This window comes from Streptomyces sp. NPDC055099 (assembly GCF_053607685.1).
Map to the genome: position 1 here is coordinate 404,599 of NZ_JBSGUA010000001.1, position 15,179 is coordinate 419,777.

The window sequence follows — 15,179 nt, forward strand, 5'->3', positions numbered from 1 at the left end:
AATCGGGTGGGTGGGTGGGAAAGATCCGCCGCGAAGCGGGCGGGACAGAGGCGGCCGCGGCCAGGGCGACCGGACGAGCCCGGGGCAACCGGAGCGAAGCGGCGGGGCAGGGACCGCCCACCCGCAGGTGGCGCAACCACCCGCAGCAGGCCCACCCCCGGGCAACAGATACCCCCCAACAGGCCCCCCGGCCAGGTGTAGGCGGGCTGTCGGTGGTTTGTCGGTGGCGACTGCCAACCTTGCGGCATGACGCGAATCGACGACATCCCCGGCGGCGCAGGAAGCGCCGTCACCGTGAGGGGACTGGTCAAGCACTACGGCGAGACCAAGGCACTGGACGGCGTGGACCTGGACGTACGCGAAGGCACCGTCCTCGGCGTACTCGGCCCGAACGGCGCCGGCAAGACCACCCTCGTACGCTGCCTCTCCACCCTCATCACCCCCGACGCGGGCACGGCCTACGTGGCCGGCTACGACGTCGCCAAGCAGCCCCGCCAGCTCCGCCGGGTCATAGGCCTCACCGGCCAGTACGCCTCCGTGGACGAGAAGCTCTCCGGGCGCGAGAACCTCTACATGATCGGTCGCCTCCTCGACCTCTCCCGCAAGGAGGCCAGGGCGAGGGCGGACGGCCTCCTGGAGCGGTTCTCCCTCACCGAGGCGGCCAACCGCCCGGCCAAGACGTACTCCGGCGGCATGCGCCGCCGCCTCGACCTCGCGGCGTCGATGATCGGCAGCCCCTCCGTCCTCTACCTGGACGAGCCGACCACCGGCCTCGACCCCCGTACCCGCAACGAGGTGTGGGCGGAGGTCAAGCGCATGGTCACCGAAGGCGTCACCGTGCTGCTCACCACGCAGTACATGGAGGAGGCCGAGCAGCTCGCCTCCGAGCTGACCGTCATCGACCGCGGCAAGGTCATCGCCAACGGCGGCATCGACGAGCTGAAGGCGAAGGTCGGCGGCCGCACCCTGCGCATCCGCCCGGCCGACCCGCTGGAGCTGCGCCCGCTGGCCGGCGCCCTGGACGACATGGGCCTGACCGGCCTCGCCACGTCCACCGTGGACGTCGAGTCCGGCACGGTCCTGGTGCCGATCCTCAGTGACGAGCAGCTGACCGCCGTGGTCGGCGCCGTCACCGCGCGCGGCATCACGATCGGCTCGATCGGCACCGAACTGCCCAGCCTGGACGAGGTGTTCCTCTCCATCACCGGCCAGAAGGCCAGCGCCCCGCAGGACGCCCGCCCCGAACTCGAGGAGGTTGCCGTATGAGCAGCACCACTCTCGCGCCGCCCCTCCACCAGGGAGAGGCCGACGCCCGCATCGGTCTTCGCGACCACGTCCGGCACACCAGCGCGCTGGTCCGCCGCAACCTGCTGTGGATCCGCCAGGACCCGGAGTCGATGTTCGACGCGGTCCTGATGCCGATCGTCTTCACGCTCCTGTTCGTGTACGTCTTCGGCGGCTCCATCGGCCAGGCCCTCGGCGGCGGTCAGGACCAGTACGTGCAGTACGTGGTCCCGGGCATGATGGCGATGATGAGCATGAACATCGCCATGGCCGTCGGCACGGGCTTCAACCAGGACTTCCAGAACGGCATCATGGACCGTTTCCGCACCCTGCCGATCGGCCAGGGCTCGGTCCTCTTCGCCAAGATCGTGGTGGAGCTGATGCGTCTGCTCATCGCGACGACGATCATGATGATCGTCGGTGTCCTGGTGGGCTTCGACATCACGAACTGGGGCGGACTGCTCGCCGCCGTGGGCCTCTCCGCGCTCTTCGGCACGTCCATCATGTGGATCTTCCTGGTCCTCGGCGTCTCGATGAAGAGCGCCCAGTCCGTGCAGGCGATGGGCTTCCTGGTCCTGATGCCGCTGCAGTTCGGTTCGTCGATCTTCGCGCCGACGCAGTCGATGCCGGGCTGGCTGCAGGGCTTCACCGACTACAACCCGCTGTCCTCGCTCGCGGACTCCGCGCGCGGACTGATGGTGGGCGGTCCGGTCGCGCACGACGTGTGGGTGACGGTCGGCTGGTCGGCGCTGCTCACGCTGGCGATGGCGCCCATCGCGATCCACAAGTTCCGCACGAAGAACTGAGTGCGGACGCGCTAGCCGATGTGGCTGTCACAGAGGGCGGCGGCCTCCTCCACGGAGAGGCTGCCGCCTTCCGCGTACGCGGCCTCGTACGCGGCGTCGCCCAGCGCCCCGCGGGCCAGCGCCACGGCGGTGTCGCGGATGCCGCGCTCCGCGGCGGGCGCGAAGTGACCGGGCGGCAGCTCACGGTCGGCGACCGCGATCAGCCGGGCCGCGTCATGGGCGTACCGGCCGTCGTCGAGGGCGGCGAGCGCGCGGGCGGCGGTGGTCAGGTGCACGGACGTCATCTGCGGCGCCATCATCTTGACCAGCGGGTCGAGGGACTTGCCGAGCGCGTCGCGCGCGGTGGACAGTCCCTCGGCGTGGCGGCCCTCCACGGTGTCGATCCAGGCCTCGGCGCCCAGCATGAAGCCCTCGAAGATGACGAAGTCGACGGCCTTGAACTCCGCCCTGAGCAGCTGGAGTTGCTCCCGCGCCGCCGTGGTGCGGCCGGTGCGGACGAGCAGGTCCACGAGGAAGAAGCGGGCGGCGGGCAGCGACTCGCTGGAGTTCGCGGCGGCATGGCCGTCGTGATCGAGGACCGACCAGAGCAGTTCCTCGCCCCTGGCCAGTTCACCGGCCTCCGCGAGCACCGCCCCGAGCCGCGCCGTGAGCACGCTCACCTGCGCGGGGGCGCCGAGCCGCTCCGCGTGCCCTATGGCGGCCGCGAAGTCCTCGGCGGCCAGGGTGTAGCGGCCGCGCCGCTCATGGGCCTCGCCGCGCGAGGAGAGCGCCTCGGCCATGCCCCACACGTCGCCGAGCCGGGTGAAGATCTCCAGGGACTCGTCGGCGTCACGGCGCGCGTCGCCCGCCCGGTCGGCGCGGTTGGCGAGGACGTTGGCGCGCTGCTGCAAGGACGCGGCCAGCTCCCAGTCGTATCCCCGCTCGCGGCAGGTGGCGATGGTCGCGTCGATGATGACGTGCAGTCTGTCGATGTCACCGTCGAGCAGGACCGCGAAGAACCACAGGCTCCCCGGCGTCCAGCAGGTCTGCGGGAGCCCCGGCCGGTAGGCCTCCCTGATGCCCGCGAGTTTCTCCACGGCCTCCGGTGTGTGCCAGGACTCCAGGTTCATGTCCATGCAGGACAGCTGGATGAGGTGGACGCCGCGCCGCGCCTCTTGGAGCACCTCGGGGCGCATGGGCGGCGGGTTGTCCGTGCAGCGTTCGTAGAGGGGTTCCACCGGGGGGACGGGCCGCGCGAAGGGGTCGGGGCCGAGGGCGACGACATCGCGGGACCAGTTGCGGGTCTCGATGCGCAGGTCGCGGATCGTCCAGAACCAGGAGAGCGAGAGGACCAGGCAGAGCGCCTCCTGCTCGTCCCGGGCGGCGACGGCGTGCCGCAGGGCGGTGCGCAGGTTCTCGTACTCGACCTCGAGCCGTTCGACGGCCTCCCGCTGCTCGCCGCCGCGCAGACGCGGCTCGGTCGTCCGGGCCAGCTCGCGGAAGTACACCAGGTGGGCCCGCTCGGCGGCGGCGCGGTCGCCGGCTTCGTCGAGCCGCTCCCCCGCGTACTCGCCGACGGTCTCCAGGAGCCGGTAGCGCATGACGCCCTGCGGCGAAGGGGCGGCGACGACCAGGGACTTGTCGACGAGCGAGCCGAGCGCGTCGGCGACGTCGGGCGACTCGGCCGGTGTCCCGCACACCGCCTCGGCGGCGGCCAGGTCGCAGCCGCCCGCGAAGACGGAGAGGCGGCGCAGGACGGTGCGCTCGGGGCCGTCCAGGAGGTCCCAGGACCAGTCGACGACCGCGCGCAGGGTCTGCTGGCGGGGCAGCACCGTGCGGGCGCCGTTCGTCAGGAGGCGGAAGCGGTCGTCGAGGCGGTCGGCGATCTGCCGGGGGGTGAGCATGCGCAGGCGGGCCGCGGCCAGTTCGATGGCCAGGGGGAGGCCGTCCAGGCGGTGGCAGATTTCTGCCGCCGCGGCCCTGTCGTCCTCGATACGGAAGCCCGGCCGGGCCGCCGCGCCGCGGTCCGCGAGCAGGCGCAGAGCGATCGGCTCCGGGAGCGGCTCCACGGGGCGCAGCAACTCCCCTGGTACGCCGAGGGGTTCACGGCTGGTGGCGAGGACCGTGAGGCCGGGACAGTGCGCGAGCAGCCGGTCCACGAGGCGGGCCGCGGCGTCGATGACGTGCTCGCAGTTGTCGAGGATGAGGAGCATGCGGCGCGTGGCGCAATGTTCGGTCAGGCGGACGACGGGGTCGTCGCCGTGCCACTCCGAGACCGCCCGCAGCTCTTCGGCGCCCGCGCCGCGCAGCACCGTCTCGCGGGCGCCGAGCGCGGTGAGGACCGCCTCCGGCACCGCGTCCGGGTCCTCGACGGGCGCGAGCTCGGCCAGCCATACACCGTCGGGCGCCCCGTCGGCGTGGGCCTCGGCAGCCTCCTGCGAGAGCCGTGTCTTCCCGGCGCCGCCGGGCCCGAGCAGCGTGACGAGGCGGGCCCGCGCCAGGTCGTCCCGGATGGTCTCGATGTCGCCTTCGCGGCCGACGAAGGAGGTGAGCCTGGCGCGCAGGTTGCCCTGCGGTCTCTGGGGCGGGCGGGTCCGGGGCGCGGGCGGGCGCGGGGCGTCGGCCCGCAGCAACTCCTCGTGCAGCAAACGGAGTTCGGGCCCGGGGTCGGCCCCGATACGGTCCGCGATGAGGCGGCGCACCTCGTCGTACGCGGCGAGGGCCTGCGCCGGGCGGCCCGCGTCGCGCAGCGCCCGCAGCCGCAGGGCCTGGAGCGGTTCGTCTAGGGGGTGGTCGTCGCACAAAGCGGCCAGCTCGGGCAGCGCCTGCTCGGCCCGGCCGAGCGCGAGGGCCGCGGCGAGCCTGGCGCGGCGGGCTTCGAGGCGGCGGGCCTCCCACCGTGCCGCCTCCGCCGTGCGGTCGGGCAGGTCGGCGAGCACGGGGCCCTGCCAGAGGGCCAGCGCGTCGTCCAGGATCGCCGCCGCCTTGGCCGCGTCGCCGTCGGCCAGCGCGTCGGCGCCTTCGGTGGCGAGGCGGTCGAAGCGGTACAGGTCGATGTCGTCCGGGGCGGCGCACAGCTGATAGCCGCCGTCGGTGGAGACGACGGCCCCGGCCCCGACGGCCCGGCGCAACCGCCCCACCAGTGCCTGCAGCGCACCGGTCGCGTCAGCGGGCGGGTCACCGTGCCACACCTCGTCGACGAGCACGGCCGCCGGAACGCCCCGCGGCGCGCGCAGAGCGAGAACCGTCAGAAGAGCACGCAGCCTTGCACCACCCACGGCGATCGGGGTGCCGTCGGTACGAAATGCCTGGGTGGTGCCAAGAATGCGGTAGCGCACGGGGTCCATTGTCTCTGGTGGAGATGCGGGGCGATGTCAGGTGCCGCGCCGGGTCGAACACACGGTCGGCGGTCAGGCGCTGTCCTCTGCCACCTCCAAGGTGACCAGTACCCCCACCTCCCTGCGGAAGCGTCCCTGCTCCCGGCATCCGTCCACCGGGTCCGTGAACCACTTGGGGCACTTCTCCACCGGACGGAGCCACCTCTCCCCCTCCACCGGCTCGTACGTGCCCGCCCGCAGCTCGAAGCCCTGCGTCACCATCTGGATCGACCGCACCCGGCCCACCGTGTCGGGCCCGTACTCCCCGTGCCGTTCGACGGAGTAGAGCGACGGTCCTCCCCCGAGTTGCCAGGACACCTCGTCCCCCACGGAGAACGGCTTCCCGCAGCACTCCATCTGCCAGTCGTCGTACATCACGTTCCACAGCGCCATGCCCCCACCATCCCCGGAACTCCCCACCGAGGGCGAGACGTTTTCCACGTACGCCGGGGTACGGTCCCGTACGACACCCGGTTCGTCTTCTTCAGGAGCCCCGCCCCATGACCATCGCTCCCACCCGACGCAGCGACCGGCGGATCAGTCCCGTCTTCCTCGGGATCGTCGCCGTCACCGCGGTCTCCGGCTGGGCCGCGTGGACCGGGTTCGCGGACAACGCCGGGTTCGCGGTCTTCGTCTTCGTGACGGCGGCCTGGATCGTCTCGCTCTGCCTGCACGAGTACGCGCACGCGCGCACCGCCCTGCACAGCGGCGACATCTCCATCGGCGCGAAGGGCTATCTGACCCTCAACCCGCTGAAGTACACGCACGCGCTGCTCAGCATCGTGCTGCCGGTGCTCTTCGTGATCATGGGCGGCATCGGCCTGCCCGGCGGTGCCGTCTTCATCGAGCGCGGCCGGATCCGGGGGAAGTGGAAGCACTCGCTGATCTCGGCGGCAGGGCCGCTCACGAACGTCGCGTTCGCGGTCGTCTGCACCGCGCCCTTCTGGCTCGACGCGCTCTCCGGCGTCCCCGACACCTTCCGCTTCGCGCTCGCCTTCCTCGCGCTGCTCCAGGTGACGGCCGCGATCCTGAACTCGCTGCCCATCCCCGGCCTGGACGGCTACGGCGTCATCGAGCCCTGGCTCTCGCACAAGATCCGCCGCCAGGTGGAGCCGTTCGCACCGTTCGGCCTGATCGCCGTCTTCGGCATCCTGTGGATCCCCGAGGTCAACGGCGCCTTCTTCGACGCGATCGACGCGATCCTGCGCGGCCTCGGGGTCAATGACCTTCAGACGTACTGCGGGCAGGACTTCTATCGCTTCTGGGACGGCGACACGAGCCAGTACTGCACGCTCAGCCCGTAGCGGTGCGCGCGGCGTCCCGCTCTGCCTTCGCGCGGCGCAGGTAGTACCACGCCATGTTCGAGGAGAGCCCGGCGAGCAGCACCCAGACGACGCCGATCCAGTAGCCCTGGACGAAGGAGACCACGGCCGCGACGACGGCGAGGGCGCAGACCGTGAGGGCGTAGAGAGCGAGGCGGGGCATGGGGGTCGGCTCCTGTCGGGGGTCGGTCCGTTTGGTGCGGCGGTCGGTCCCAGTGTCCCCCATGCCCGCTACGCCCTAGACGTCGGTCACCCGCAGCCCCGCGTGTGCCTTGTAGCGCCGGTTCACGGAGATCAGGTTGGCCACCAGGGACTCGACCTGGTGGGCGTTGCGCAGCCGCCCCGCGAAGACGCCCCGCATCCCGGGGATACGGGCGGCGAGCGCCTGCACGATGTCCGTGTCCGCGCGGACCTCGCCGAGGACCATCACGTCGGTGTCGATCTCCTCGACGGCCGGGTCCTGGAGCAGGACCGCCGACAGGTGGTGGAAGGCGGCGGTGACCCGGGAGTCCGGCAGCAGGGCGGCGGCCTGCTCGGCGGCGCTGCCCTCCTCGGGCTTCAGGGCGTAGGCGCCCTTTTTGTCGAAGCCCAGCGGGTTCACGCAGTCGATGACGAGCTTGCCGCTCAGTTCCTCGCGCAGCGCCTCAAGGGTCTTGCCGTGCCCGTCCCACGGCACGGCGACGATCACGATGTCGCTGCGCCGCGCGCACTCCGCGTTCTCGGCGCCCTCGACGCCGAGCCCCAGCTCGTCGGCCGCGGTCTGCGCCCGCTCGGCCGCGCGGGAGCCGATGATCACCTTCTGGCCCGCGCGGGCCAGGCGGTAGGCGAGGCCGCGGCCCTGGTCGCCGGTGCCTCCGAGCACGCCGACGACGAGCCCGGAGACGTCGGGCAGCTCCCAGGGGTCCTTGGCCGGGGGCTTCTGCGCATTGTCGTTAGAGGTCATGCCGCCGACCTTACTCACCGGTTCGGCGTGGCCGTCGTCAGACCAGCGCGCCCACCGGTATCCGCCGGAAGTTGATGGTCTCGTACGCGCTGAAGTCTCCCGTCTCGTAGAGCAGTCCGACGGTCTCGTCGTCGACGCGCACGAGGTCGGAGTACGCGGCGGGCAGCCCGTCCACGGTGTACGCGTCCTGCCACGTGATGCCCCCGTCGTGGCTGCGGCGCACCGTCATCAGGGCACGGAAGCCGGGGTCGGCGGGGCCGGAGAACAGCAGCACGTCCGGCGTGCGCAGCTGCAGCACGCTGCATTCGACGACGGGGCCGACGAGCCCCGCCTGCGGCCGGAAGGGCTTGACGAGGCTCTGGCCGCCGTCGAGGGAGTGGGCGTCGGCGCGGGTGCCGGGCGACGGGGAGTCGTTGCGGGTGTTGAAGTAGAGCCGCCCGTCGGGGAGTTCGGCGGCGGTGGTCTCGTTCACGTTCACGTAGCCGTCGGTGTTGTCGTCGACGTAGCCGATGCGCCACGTCTGGCCGAGGTCGTCGCTGAGCAGGCAGTGGCCGCCGTTGTACTTGCCCTCGGTGCCGTTGTCGGTGCCGGCCGGGGGCAGGGAGTGGTTGGCGGGCACGACGACGCGCCCCGTGCTGATCTGCAGCGCGTGGCCCGGCGTGGTCGCGTACCACCGCCAGTTCGCCTTCTTCACCTGCCCGGTGATCTCCCGGGGCGCCGACCAGGTCAGCCCGTCGTCGTCGCTGTGCCGCACCCAGATCCGCCGCCCGTTCGCGGCGGAGACCTTGCCGCGCCGGATGGCGTCCTCGGTCGCGGCGGCGGCGTTGCGGACGTGGACGAGGAGGATGCGGCCGGAGTCGAGGACGACGGGGGCGGGGTTGCCCGCGAGGCCGGTGCCGTTCTGGGCGACGACCTGGAGGGGGCCCCAGGTGCGGCCGCCGTCACTGGAGCGTTTCAGCACCACGTCGATGTTGCCGAAGTCCTCCTGCGAGCCGACCCTGCCCTCGCAGAAGGCCAGCACGGTCCCGGAGTTGGTGAGCACGACGGCGGGAATCCGGAAGCTCGCGTAGCCCTCGCGTCCGGCCCGGAAGGGAACAGTTGTCTCATCAGCCATCCCCGGTCCGTCCCCACCCCGGGCGAATTCCCGGTGAACTCCGCCTGACGACTCACCCGTTGAGGCAGGATGCCACCCCATGGACGCCGTACGGGTCGCGCTGCTGCGCGAAGTGCTCGCGGGAACCGAGTGGGTGGGCGCGACGCGCCGCTTCGCGGGGACGCTGCGGTCCTGCGTGGTGCCGCACGGTGGCGGTCTGTTGCTCGTGGGCACGCAGGAGTACGAACCGTGGCACCTGGCCGCCCACCTCGTGGACGAGGCGGCGTGGTCGGGGACGCCGGAGCTGACGCCGACGCTCGTACGTCACCGGGTGCGGGAGGGCGATCCCGCGCATCTGTCGACCGGGCTGGGCCGGATCGAGGCCGCGAGGCGCGGCGAGACCCTCCTGGTGGTGGCGCCGGACACGCCCGCCCCGTCCCCGGGGGTGGACCTCCTCGAACGGGTCCACGGCGCCCGCGCGGCAGGGGCGACGGTGCTGTCCCTGGGTTCGGGGCACGGCGATCTGCGGGCGATGGCGCACGAGGCCCTTGCGGTGCCGGAGTCCCCGGACCTCGACCTGGACATGGTCCAGCACCTGGTGAGCGCGGCGGCGGGCGAGAACTCACTGCCGGCGGCGCACGGCCGCAGGCGCCTGCGCGACCGGTTGTCCCGCCTGGCGGACCAGCTCACGGCGCCGCCACCGGCCCGGTGGTGAGAGCGCCGCACAATTCGGTTGCCCCGCCCGACGAACAGCACTGACCATGGCTGCTCGTGTCCCTTTCCTCGATATTGCCCGACCTCTCTCCCTGGCGTTCGACGCGTGACTTCCGGCTGCTCTGGGTGCAGGGGCTCGTCACGACCTTCGGCAGCTTCATGGCCTTGGTCGCGCTGCCGCTCCAGATCAAGGACCTCACGGACTCACCGCTCGCCGTCGGCGCGATGGGCGCGGTCGAGCTGGTGCCGCTGATCGTCTTCGGGCTCTACGGAGGCGCGCTGGCCGACGCGGTGGACCGGCGCCGGGTGATTCTCCTGACCGAGGCGGGGCTCGGGCTGCTGGCCGCGGTGCTCCTGGTGAACGCGCTGCTCCCGGAGCCGATGCTGTGGCCGCTGTACGTGGTGGCGGCGGGTGTCTCGGCGCTCGCGGGTCTGCAACGCCCCGCGCTCGACTCCCTGATGGCCCGCATCGTGCCGCACGACCAGCTCACGGCCGCCGCGGCGCTCAACTCGCTGCGCTGGAACGTCGGCGCGATCGCGGCCCCCGCCCTGGCGGGCCTGGTCGTCGCCTACGCCGGGCACGCACCCGCGTACGCGGTGACGGTGCTCTCCTTCGCCGTCTCCGTGGCCCTATGTACCCGCATCGCGCCCGCGCCTCCCGCGCACGACGCGGAGAAGCCGTCCCTGCGGGGCCTGGCCGAGGGCGCGCGGTACGCGTGGTCGCGGCCGGTGCTGCTCGGCACGTACGCCATCGACATGGCGGCGATGTTCTTCGCCTTCCCGAACACGATCTTCCCGTTCCTCGCCGAGGATCTCGACGCCGAGTGGTCGCTCGGCCTGATGTACGCGGCCGGGGCGGTCGGCTCGCTGCTCCTGAGCCTGACCAGCGGGTGGACGTCACGGGTGCGGCGGCACGGGCTGCTCGTCGTGTTCGGGGCGGCGGGATGGGGTCTGGCGATCACGGCCGCCGGATGGTTCGGCAACGTCTGGCTGGTCCTCGTGTGCCTGGCCCTGGCCGGCGCGGGCGACATGCTCAGCGGGCTCGGCCGCTCCACGATCTGGAACCAGACGATCCCCGACGAGCTGCGGGGCAGGCTCGCGGGCATCGAGGTGCTGTCCTACAGCGTCGGCCCGCAGCTCGGCCAGGTCCGCGCTGGGGCGGCCGCCGGCTGGACGGGCACCCGCACCGCCATCTGGTCCGGCGGCCTCGCCTGCGTGGCCTCGGTCGCCGCCCTGACGGCGGTGCTGCCGAAGCTGCTGTCGTACGACGCCAGCACGGACGAGGACGCGGTCCGGCGCCGCGAGGTGTCCGCCACCCGGTAGCCGGCTGCGCCCCGGCGGGCGGCACCCCCGCGGCCGGCTGCACCCCGGCGGCGGATCAGGCGCTGCCGGGGTTCTTGTCGTGCCACTTCGGGTCGGTCTCCCACTCCAGGTTCCGCTCGGCGGCGGTCTCCATCGCCCGCTGGGCCTCCTCGCGGGAGGCGTACGGCCCGAAGCGGTCCTTGCCCGGGCAGTCGGGGCCCTCCTCGACCTTCTTGTGCTCCAGGCAGTAGAACCACTCACCCGGCTTACCGACGGTCCGCTTCTTGAACAGTGGCATGTGATCTGCTCCTCTCTCTCCAGCCATGCTGCCCCACCACCGCTGGTTAGACTCGCTGGCATGTCTGGCCAGTCACTGCTCGTCCCAGGGGAGCTCTCCCCCATCCGCCCCGTTCCGGGAAACATCAGGCGCCCGGAGTACGTGGGGAAACCCGCGCCCACCCCGTACACCGGGCCCGAGGTGCAGACCCCCGAGACCATCGAACTGATGCGCACCGCGGGCCGTATCGCCGCGCGCGCGATGGCCGAGGCCGCCAAGCACATCGCGCCCGGGGTGACCACCGATGAGCTGGACCGTGTCGCCCACGAGTACATGTGCGACCACGGCGCCTACCCCTCCACGCTCGGCTACCGCGGCTTCAAGAAGTCGCTGTGCACCTCCGTCAACGAGGTCATCTGCCACGGCATCCCGGACTCCACCGTCCTGAACGACGGCGACATCATCAACCTCGACGTGACCGCGTACATCGGCGGTGTGCACGGCGACAACAACGCCACGTACCTGGTCGGGGACGTCGACGAGGAGTCCAGGCTGCTCGTGGAGCGGACCCGGGAGTCCCTCGACCGCGCCATCAAGGCGGTCAAGCCCGGCCGCCAGATCAACATCATCGGCCGCGTCATCGAGTCCTACGCCAAGCGCTTCGGCTACGGCGTCGTCCGTGACTTCACCGGCCACGGCATCAACACGTCCTTCCACTCCGGCCTGATCGTCCCGCACTACGACAGCCCGCACGCCACGACCGTGATCAGGCCCGGCATGACGTTCACCATCGAGCCGATGCTGACCCTCGGCACGCACGAGTACGACATGTGGGAGGACGGCTGGACGGTCGTCACGAAGGACCGCAAGCGGACCGCGCAGTTCGAGCACACTCTCGTGGTGACGGACAGCGGGGCGGAGATCCTTACGCTTCCCTGAGCTCGGAGCGGGTAGCGTTTTACCGACAGGACGTCGGGAACCAGTTGACTTAGGTAAGCCTAACTTGGATGATCGGTGGAGGTCACCGGTTCATTCGTTCTTCGTCACTGGTTCCTGCCCTTCTTCGGCGTTCCTCGCTTTCCCCGGCTTCGGAGGTCCCTCATGGATCCGTTCTCGACGGTCATCCGCACCGCGTCGCACGAGCAGCACACGGAGGCGGAGACCTCGACGTTCATGAGCGACCTGCTCGGCGGCAGGCTCGGCGTCGACGCGTACGCGCGCTACACGGAACAGCTCTGGTTCGTGTACCGCGCCCTGGAGGAGGGCGCCGCCGCGTTGAAGGACGATCCGGTCGCGGGTCCCTTCATACAGCCCGAGCTGCTGCGGGTGGCGGAGCTGGAGCGGGACCTCGCGCATCTGCGGGGCGCGGGCTGGAAGTCCTCCGCGGCCCCGCTGCCCGCCACGGCCGCGTACGCGGCGCGGGTCACGGAGTGCGCCGAGGAGTGGCCCGGCGGTTACGTCGCCCACCACTACACCCGCTACCTCGGAGATCTCTCCGGTGGCCAGATCATCCGCGGCAAGGCGGAGCAGACGTGGGGCTTCGCCCGCAAGGGAGACGGCGTCCGCTTCTACGTCTTCGAGGGCATCTCGAACCCGGCCGCGTTCAAGCGGGGCTACCGGGAACTGCTCGACGGCCTGGGCGAGGTCGTCCCGGACGAGCTGGAGCGGCAGCGGATCGTGGACGAGTGCAAGCGCGCTTTCGCTTTGAATACCGGGGTGTTCCGCGAGCTGGGGGACGAGTTCCCGCTGTCGGCGTAGGGCGAAACCCGCTGCGCGGGGGCCTCGTCGATCATCGGAGGGGCTGAAGCTTCAGCCCCTCCGGCGTTTGAGGAGCGGGGTCTGGGGCGGAGCCCCAGTTTCGGGAAGGGGCGGGGTGGGGGAAAGCCGCACCCGGCCCCCCACCTCGATCAGCCCGTCCGGCGCCGGCGCCGTGAGGATTTGGGAGCCGCGCCCCTGCGTGATGTTGAGCGCCCGGCCGAGCCGCTCCGTCAGGAGCAACGCCGCCGCCCCCGTGGCCTCGTCCTCCAGGATGCCGTCGTCCCGGCCGGGAAAGGCCCTGGCCCGGACCCGGCCCGCCGCCTCGTCCTCCCAGGCCCACGCGTAGATCCACTCCCCCGGCGGGGGCACCGCGAGGGCGTCCACCTCGGACGGGGAACCGTACGCACGCAGCGTCCGCGGCGGCGCCCACTCGGCCCGCGCAGCGATCCAGCTGAACTCCCCGTCCTGGCGGGCCTCCACGACCCCCGCGGGCGTGACCAGTTCAGGGACGTCGAGGAGCCAGGACGTACCCACGCAGGGATGCCCGGCGAAGGGCAGCCGCAGCGTGGGCGTGTAGATGTCGATGACCCCGCGCTCGGGGTCATCGACGAACACCGTCTCGCTGAAGCCGAGCTTCCCGGCGACCTCCTGCCGCTCACCCCGCCCCGGAACACGGGCCCCGTCGCGCACGACACCCAGCTCATTGCCGTGCCGGCCGTCGGGCCCGCAGAACACCCGGAGTACATCGAGACCGTCAGGCAGTTGCGTCATCCCGGCATTCAAGCACCCCAGGACATCAAGAGGCCCGGCGGCGAGCCACGTAGACCGCACCGGCGCCCGCGGCGGCGATCGCCCCGGCGGCCCCGAGCAGCGCACCCGTCGGCACCGACGAACCGGTGGACGCCAGCGAGCCCCCCGTACCGCCGCCGACCGTGCCGCCACCGACCGTGCCACCGCCACCGAGGTCGGACGAACCCCCGCCCGTGGACCCGGAGTCGGTCGAACCGCCCGTCGAGCCGCCGCTGCCGCCCGGCAATTCCGCGCCCTCGGCGACGGAGAGCGCCACCGTCACGGGGTCGATCGCGTCACCCTCCTTGTAGCTGGACGGCGCGTCCTCGCTCGCGAACTGCTTCGCGCCCGCCGCGGTGAACGCCGCGGGCACCTTGTCGAGGACGACGACGTCGTCCTTCGCCGCGTACGACGCCTTGGAGAGGTCCAGCATCGCGAACTTCACGTCGTCGGCGGTGCCCTTGGGCGTGGTGACATCCAGGGTCAGCGTGCCCTTGGTGCCGTTCGCGGCCACCTTGATGTCGCTGAACTTCATGTCGATGCCGTGCGCCTTGTACTGGAAGCGGACGGCGCCCCCGAAGGACGCGTTCAGCTTCTTCGCGTCGCTGTCCACGTCGCCCTCGGCGTACGGGAAGTCGTAGCCGTTGTCGTTCTTCTCGGCGCCGCCGGAGAGCGTGGCGCCGCCGCCGTACTCGATGTAGCGGCGGAAGCTCTCCTTCACGCCCCAGGCGAGCGAGCCGTCGTGGACCTTGCCCGCATCCTTCGTGGGCGCGGGCTTCGAGGTGGAGGACGTGGGAGCGGGCGTGGGCGAGGACGTGGTCGTGCCGGACGGTGTGGGGGTGGCCGTGGGCTTCGGCGTCGAGGTCGGCTTGTCCGTGGGCGTCGGGGTGGGCGTCGGCGTCGGGGTGCCCGTCGGAGGCGTCTTCTGCGCGACCGTCAGCGGATCGCCCTCCGCGCCGGTGTACCGGCCGCCGCCGCCGAGCGCCGCGTCCGCCTCCTTGGTCAGCTTGGTCTTCATGTCGGTCATGGTGCGCGTGACGGTGACGTCGGCGAGGGGTACGTCGTCCTGCGGCGTACCGCCCTCTCTGGTGACGTCAGCGGTGATCTTCGCCTTCGCGCTGTCGAAGCGGACGTCCGCGAGCTTGACGTCGAAGCCGTGCAGCTTGGAGGTGAAGTTCACGCTGCCCTTGAAGGCCAGGTCCACGGTGTGCTTCTCGGAATCGTAGGCGCCGGTTCCGTCGACGAAGCTCAACGGCCCGTTGCCGGCGGCCTGTTCGGCGCCTTCGGCCACCGTGATCTTCCCGGCCGCCATGCCGGTGACGTAGCTGCGGTAGCTCTCCTTGACGCCCCACGTCAGCCGGTAGTCCTTCAGCGGCACTTCGGCCGCGGACACGGGGGCGGCCGCGAGGACGGTGGCGCCGAGCGCCACGGCGGTGCCGGCTGCTGCGGCGAGGGCTATCGGGCGGCGAATGGCTGCCATGGTCAGTGATCTCCTTGTTGAGATGAGGCGTGGTGAAGTGGGGTGCCGGGCCGGG

Annotated in this window: 15 protein-coding genes; 7 read left to right on the top strand and 8 right to left on the bottom strand. The window is 71.7% G+C overall.

Annotated elements, in window-relative coordinates; genetic code table 11:
* Positions 1-246: 246 nt before the first annotated feature.
* A complete protein-coding gene (locus ACWFRU_RS01805; RefSeq protein ID WP_453683768.1) occupies positions 247-1,266 on the top strand; it encodes an ATP-binding cassette domain-containing protein in 1,020 nt (339 codons plus the stop codon).
* A complete protein-coding gene (locus ACWFRU_RS01810; RefSeq protein ID WP_453683769.1) occupies positions 1,263-2,090 on the top strand; it encodes an ABC transporter permease in 828 nt (275 codons plus the stop codon). Before ACWFRU_RS01805 ends, ACWFRU_RS01810 begins: the two co-directional genes overlap by 4 nt.
* An 11-nt stretch (positions 2,091-2,101) precedes the next feature.
* Here ACWFRU_RS01810 and ACWFRU_RS01815 read toward each other — a convergent pair whose 3' ends face one another.
* Together ACWFRU_RS01815 and ACWFRU_RS01820 are read right to left on the bottom strand one after the other, a co-directional pair.
* A complete protein-coding gene (locus tag ACWFRU_RS01815) occupies positions 2,102-5,416 on the bottom strand; it encodes an AfsR/SARP family transcriptional regulator (RefSeq protein ID WP_453683770.1) in 3,315 nt (1,104 codons plus the stop codon).
* A 63-nt stretch (positions 5,417-5,479) separates the two neighbouring features.
* The gene (locus tag ACWFRU_RS01820) at positions 5,480-5,839 is read right to left on the bottom strand and encodes a DUF6578 domain-containing protein (RefSeq protein ID WP_453683771.1); all 360 of its coding nucleotides are present in this window, start codon (positions 5,837-5,839) and stop codon (positions 5,480-5,482) included.
* A 107-nt stretch (positions 5,840-5,946) separates the two neighbouring features.
* Here ACWFRU_RS01820 and ACWFRU_RS01825 point away from each other — a divergent pair, with 107 nt between their 5' ends.
* Complete coding sequence (locus ACWFRU_RS01825) at positions 5,947-6,750, top strand: site-2 protease family protein (protein ID WP_453683772.1); 804 nt, start codon at positions 5,947-5,949, stop codon at positions 6,748-6,750.
* Here ACWFRU_RS01825 and ACWFRU_RS01830 read toward each other — a convergent pair.
* The 3 genes from ACWFRU_RS01830 to ACWFRU_RS01840 are packed head-to-tail and all read right to left on the bottom strand — an operon-like array spanning position 6,740 to position 8,825.
* Positions 6,740-6,994 (bottom strand): hypothetical protein, encoded by a 255-nt coding sequence (locus tag ACWFRU_RS01830; protein WP_453683773.1) that lies wholly within the window; start codon positions 6,992-6,994, stop codon positions 6,740-6,742. The genes ACWFRU_RS01825 and ACWFRU_RS01830 overlap by 11 nt on opposite strands.
* Before the next feature lie 12 nt (positions 6,995-7,006).
* On the bottom strand, positions 7,007-7,711 hold the full coding sequence (npdG, locus tag ACWFRU_RS01835; protein WP_453683774.1) for an NADPH-dependent F420 reductase: 705 nt from the start codon (positions 7,709-7,711) through the stop codon (positions 7,007-7,009).
* A gap of 37 nt (positions 7,712-7,748) precedes the next feature.
* A complete protein-coding gene (locus ACWFRU_RS01840; RefSeq protein ID WP_453683775.1) occupies positions 7,749-8,825 on the bottom strand; it encodes a sialidase family protein in 1,077 nt (358 codons plus the stop codon).
* Positions 8,826-8,904: 79 nt separating this feature from the next.
* Here ACWFRU_RS01840 and ACWFRU_RS01845 point away from each other — a divergent pair, with 79 nt between their 5' ends.
* Together ACWFRU_RS01845 and ACWFRU_RS01850 are read left to right on the top strand one after the other, a co-directional pair.
* The gene (locus ACWFRU_RS01845) at positions 8,905-9,519 is read left to right on the top strand and encodes a hypothetical protein (protein ID WP_453683776.1); all 615 of its coding nucleotides are present in this window, start codon (positions 8,905-8,907) and stop codon (positions 9,517-9,519) included.
* Positions 9,520-9,569: 50 nt separating this feature from the next.
* On the top strand, positions 9,570-10,841 hold the full coding sequence (locus tag ACWFRU_RS01850; protein WP_453684481.1) for an MFS transporter: 1,272 nt from the start codon (positions 9,570-9,572) through the stop codon (positions 10,839-10,841).
* A 55-nt stretch (positions 10,842-10,896) separates the two neighbouring features.
* Here ACWFRU_RS01850 and ACWFRU_RS01855 read toward each other — a convergent pair whose 3' ends face one another.
* A complete protein-coding gene (locus ACWFRU_RS01855; RefSeq protein ID WP_363208396.1) occupies positions 10,897-11,118 on the bottom strand; it encodes a hypothetical protein in 222 nt (73 codons plus the stop codon).
* Between the two features lie 60 nt (positions 11,119-11,178).
* Between ACWFRU_RS01855 and map the strand changes: the two genes are divergently transcribed.
* Positions 11,179-12,036: a type I methionyl aminopeptidase gene (gene map / locus ACWFRU_RS01860; protein WP_453683777.1), complete on the top strand. Its 858-nt coding sequence runs from the start codon at positions 11,179-11,181 to the stop codon at positions 12,034-12,036.
* Positions 12,037-12,198: 162 nt separating this feature from the next.
* Entirely contained in the window at positions 12,199-12,855 is a 657-nt protein-coding gene (locus ACWFRU_RS01865; protein ID WP_453683778.1) for a biliverdin-producing heme oxygenase, read from the top strand.
* A gap of 51 nt (positions 12,856-12,906) precedes the next feature.
* On the opposite strand, the gene ACWFRU_RS01870 is transcribed toward ACWFRU_RS01865, so the two are convergent.
* On the bottom strand, positions 12,907-13,626 hold the full coding sequence (locus tag ACWFRU_RS01870; RefSeq protein WP_453683779.1) for a PhzF family phenazine biosynthesis protein: 720 nt from the start codon (positions 13,624-13,626) through the stop codon (positions 12,907-12,909).
* 25 nt (positions 13,627-13,651) lie between these two features.
* Entirely contained in the window at positions 13,652-15,124 is a 1,473-nt protein-coding gene (locus ACWFRU_RS01875) for an HtaA domain-containing protein (RefSeq protein ID WP_453683780.1), read from the bottom strand.
* Between the last annotated feature and the right edge of the window lie 55 nt (positions 15,125-15,179).

What these genes read in the sequence shown, in the direction of transcription:
- ACWFRU_RS01805 (WP_453683768.1), top strand. Translation starts at nt 247, where the DNA reads ATGACGCGAATCGACGACATCCCCGGCGGCGCAGGAAGCGCCGTCACC.
- ACWFRU_RS01810 (WP_453683769.1), top strand. Translation starts at nt 1,263, where the DNA reads ATGAGCAGCACCACTCTCGCGCCGCCCCTCCACCAGGGAGAGGCCGAC.
- ACWFRU_RS01815 (WP_453683770.1), bottom strand. Translation starts at nt 5,416, where the DNA reads ATGGACCCCGTGCGCTACCGCATTCTTGGCACCACCCAGGCATTTCGT.
- ACWFRU_RS01820 (WP_453683771.1), bottom strand. Translation starts at nt 5,839, where the DNA reads ATGGCGCTGTGGAACGTGATGTACGACGACTGGCAGATGGAGTGCTGC.
- ACWFRU_RS01825 (WP_453683772.1), top strand. Translation starts at nt 5,947, where the DNA reads ATGACCATCGCTCCCACCCGACGCAGCGACCGGCGGATCAGTCCCGTC.
- ACWFRU_RS01830 (WP_453683773.1), bottom strand. Translation starts at nt 6,994, where the DNA reads ATGGGGGACACTGGGACCGACCGCCGCACCAAACGGACCGACCCCCGA.
- npdG (WP_453683774.1), bottom strand. Translation starts at nt 7,711, where the DNA reads ATGACCTCTAACGACAATGCGCAGAAGCCCCCGGCCAAGGACCCCTGG.
- ACWFRU_RS01840 (WP_453683775.1), bottom strand. Translation starts at nt 8,825, where the DNA reads ATGGCTGATGAGACAACTGTTCCCTTCCGGGCCGGACGCGAGGGCTAC.
- ACWFRU_RS01845 (WP_453683776.1), top strand. Translation starts at nt 8,905, where the DNA reads ATGGACGCCGTACGGGTCGCGCTGCTGCGCGAAGTGCTCGCGGGAACC.
- ACWFRU_RS01855 (WP_363208396.1), bottom strand. Translation starts at nt 11,118, where the DNA reads ATGCCACTGTTCAAGAAGCGGACCGTCGGTAAGCCGGGTGAGTGGTTC.
- map (WP_453683777.1), top strand. Translation starts at nt 11,179, where the DNA reads ATGTCTGGCCAGTCACTGCTCGTCCCAGGGGAGCTCTCCCCCATCCGC.
- ACWFRU_RS01865 (WP_453683778.1), top strand. Translation starts at nt 12,199, where the DNA reads ATGGATCCGTTCTCGACGGTCATCCGCACCGCGTCGCACGAGCAGCAC.
- ACWFRU_RS01870 (WP_453683779.1), bottom strand. Translation starts at nt 13,626, where the DNA reads ATGACGCAACTGCCTGACGGTCTCGATGTACTCCGGGTGTTCTGCGGG.
- ACWFRU_RS01875 (WP_453683780.1), bottom strand. Translation starts at nt 15,124, where the DNA reads ATGGCAGCCATTCGCCGCCCGATAGCCCTCGCCGCAGCAGCCGGCACC.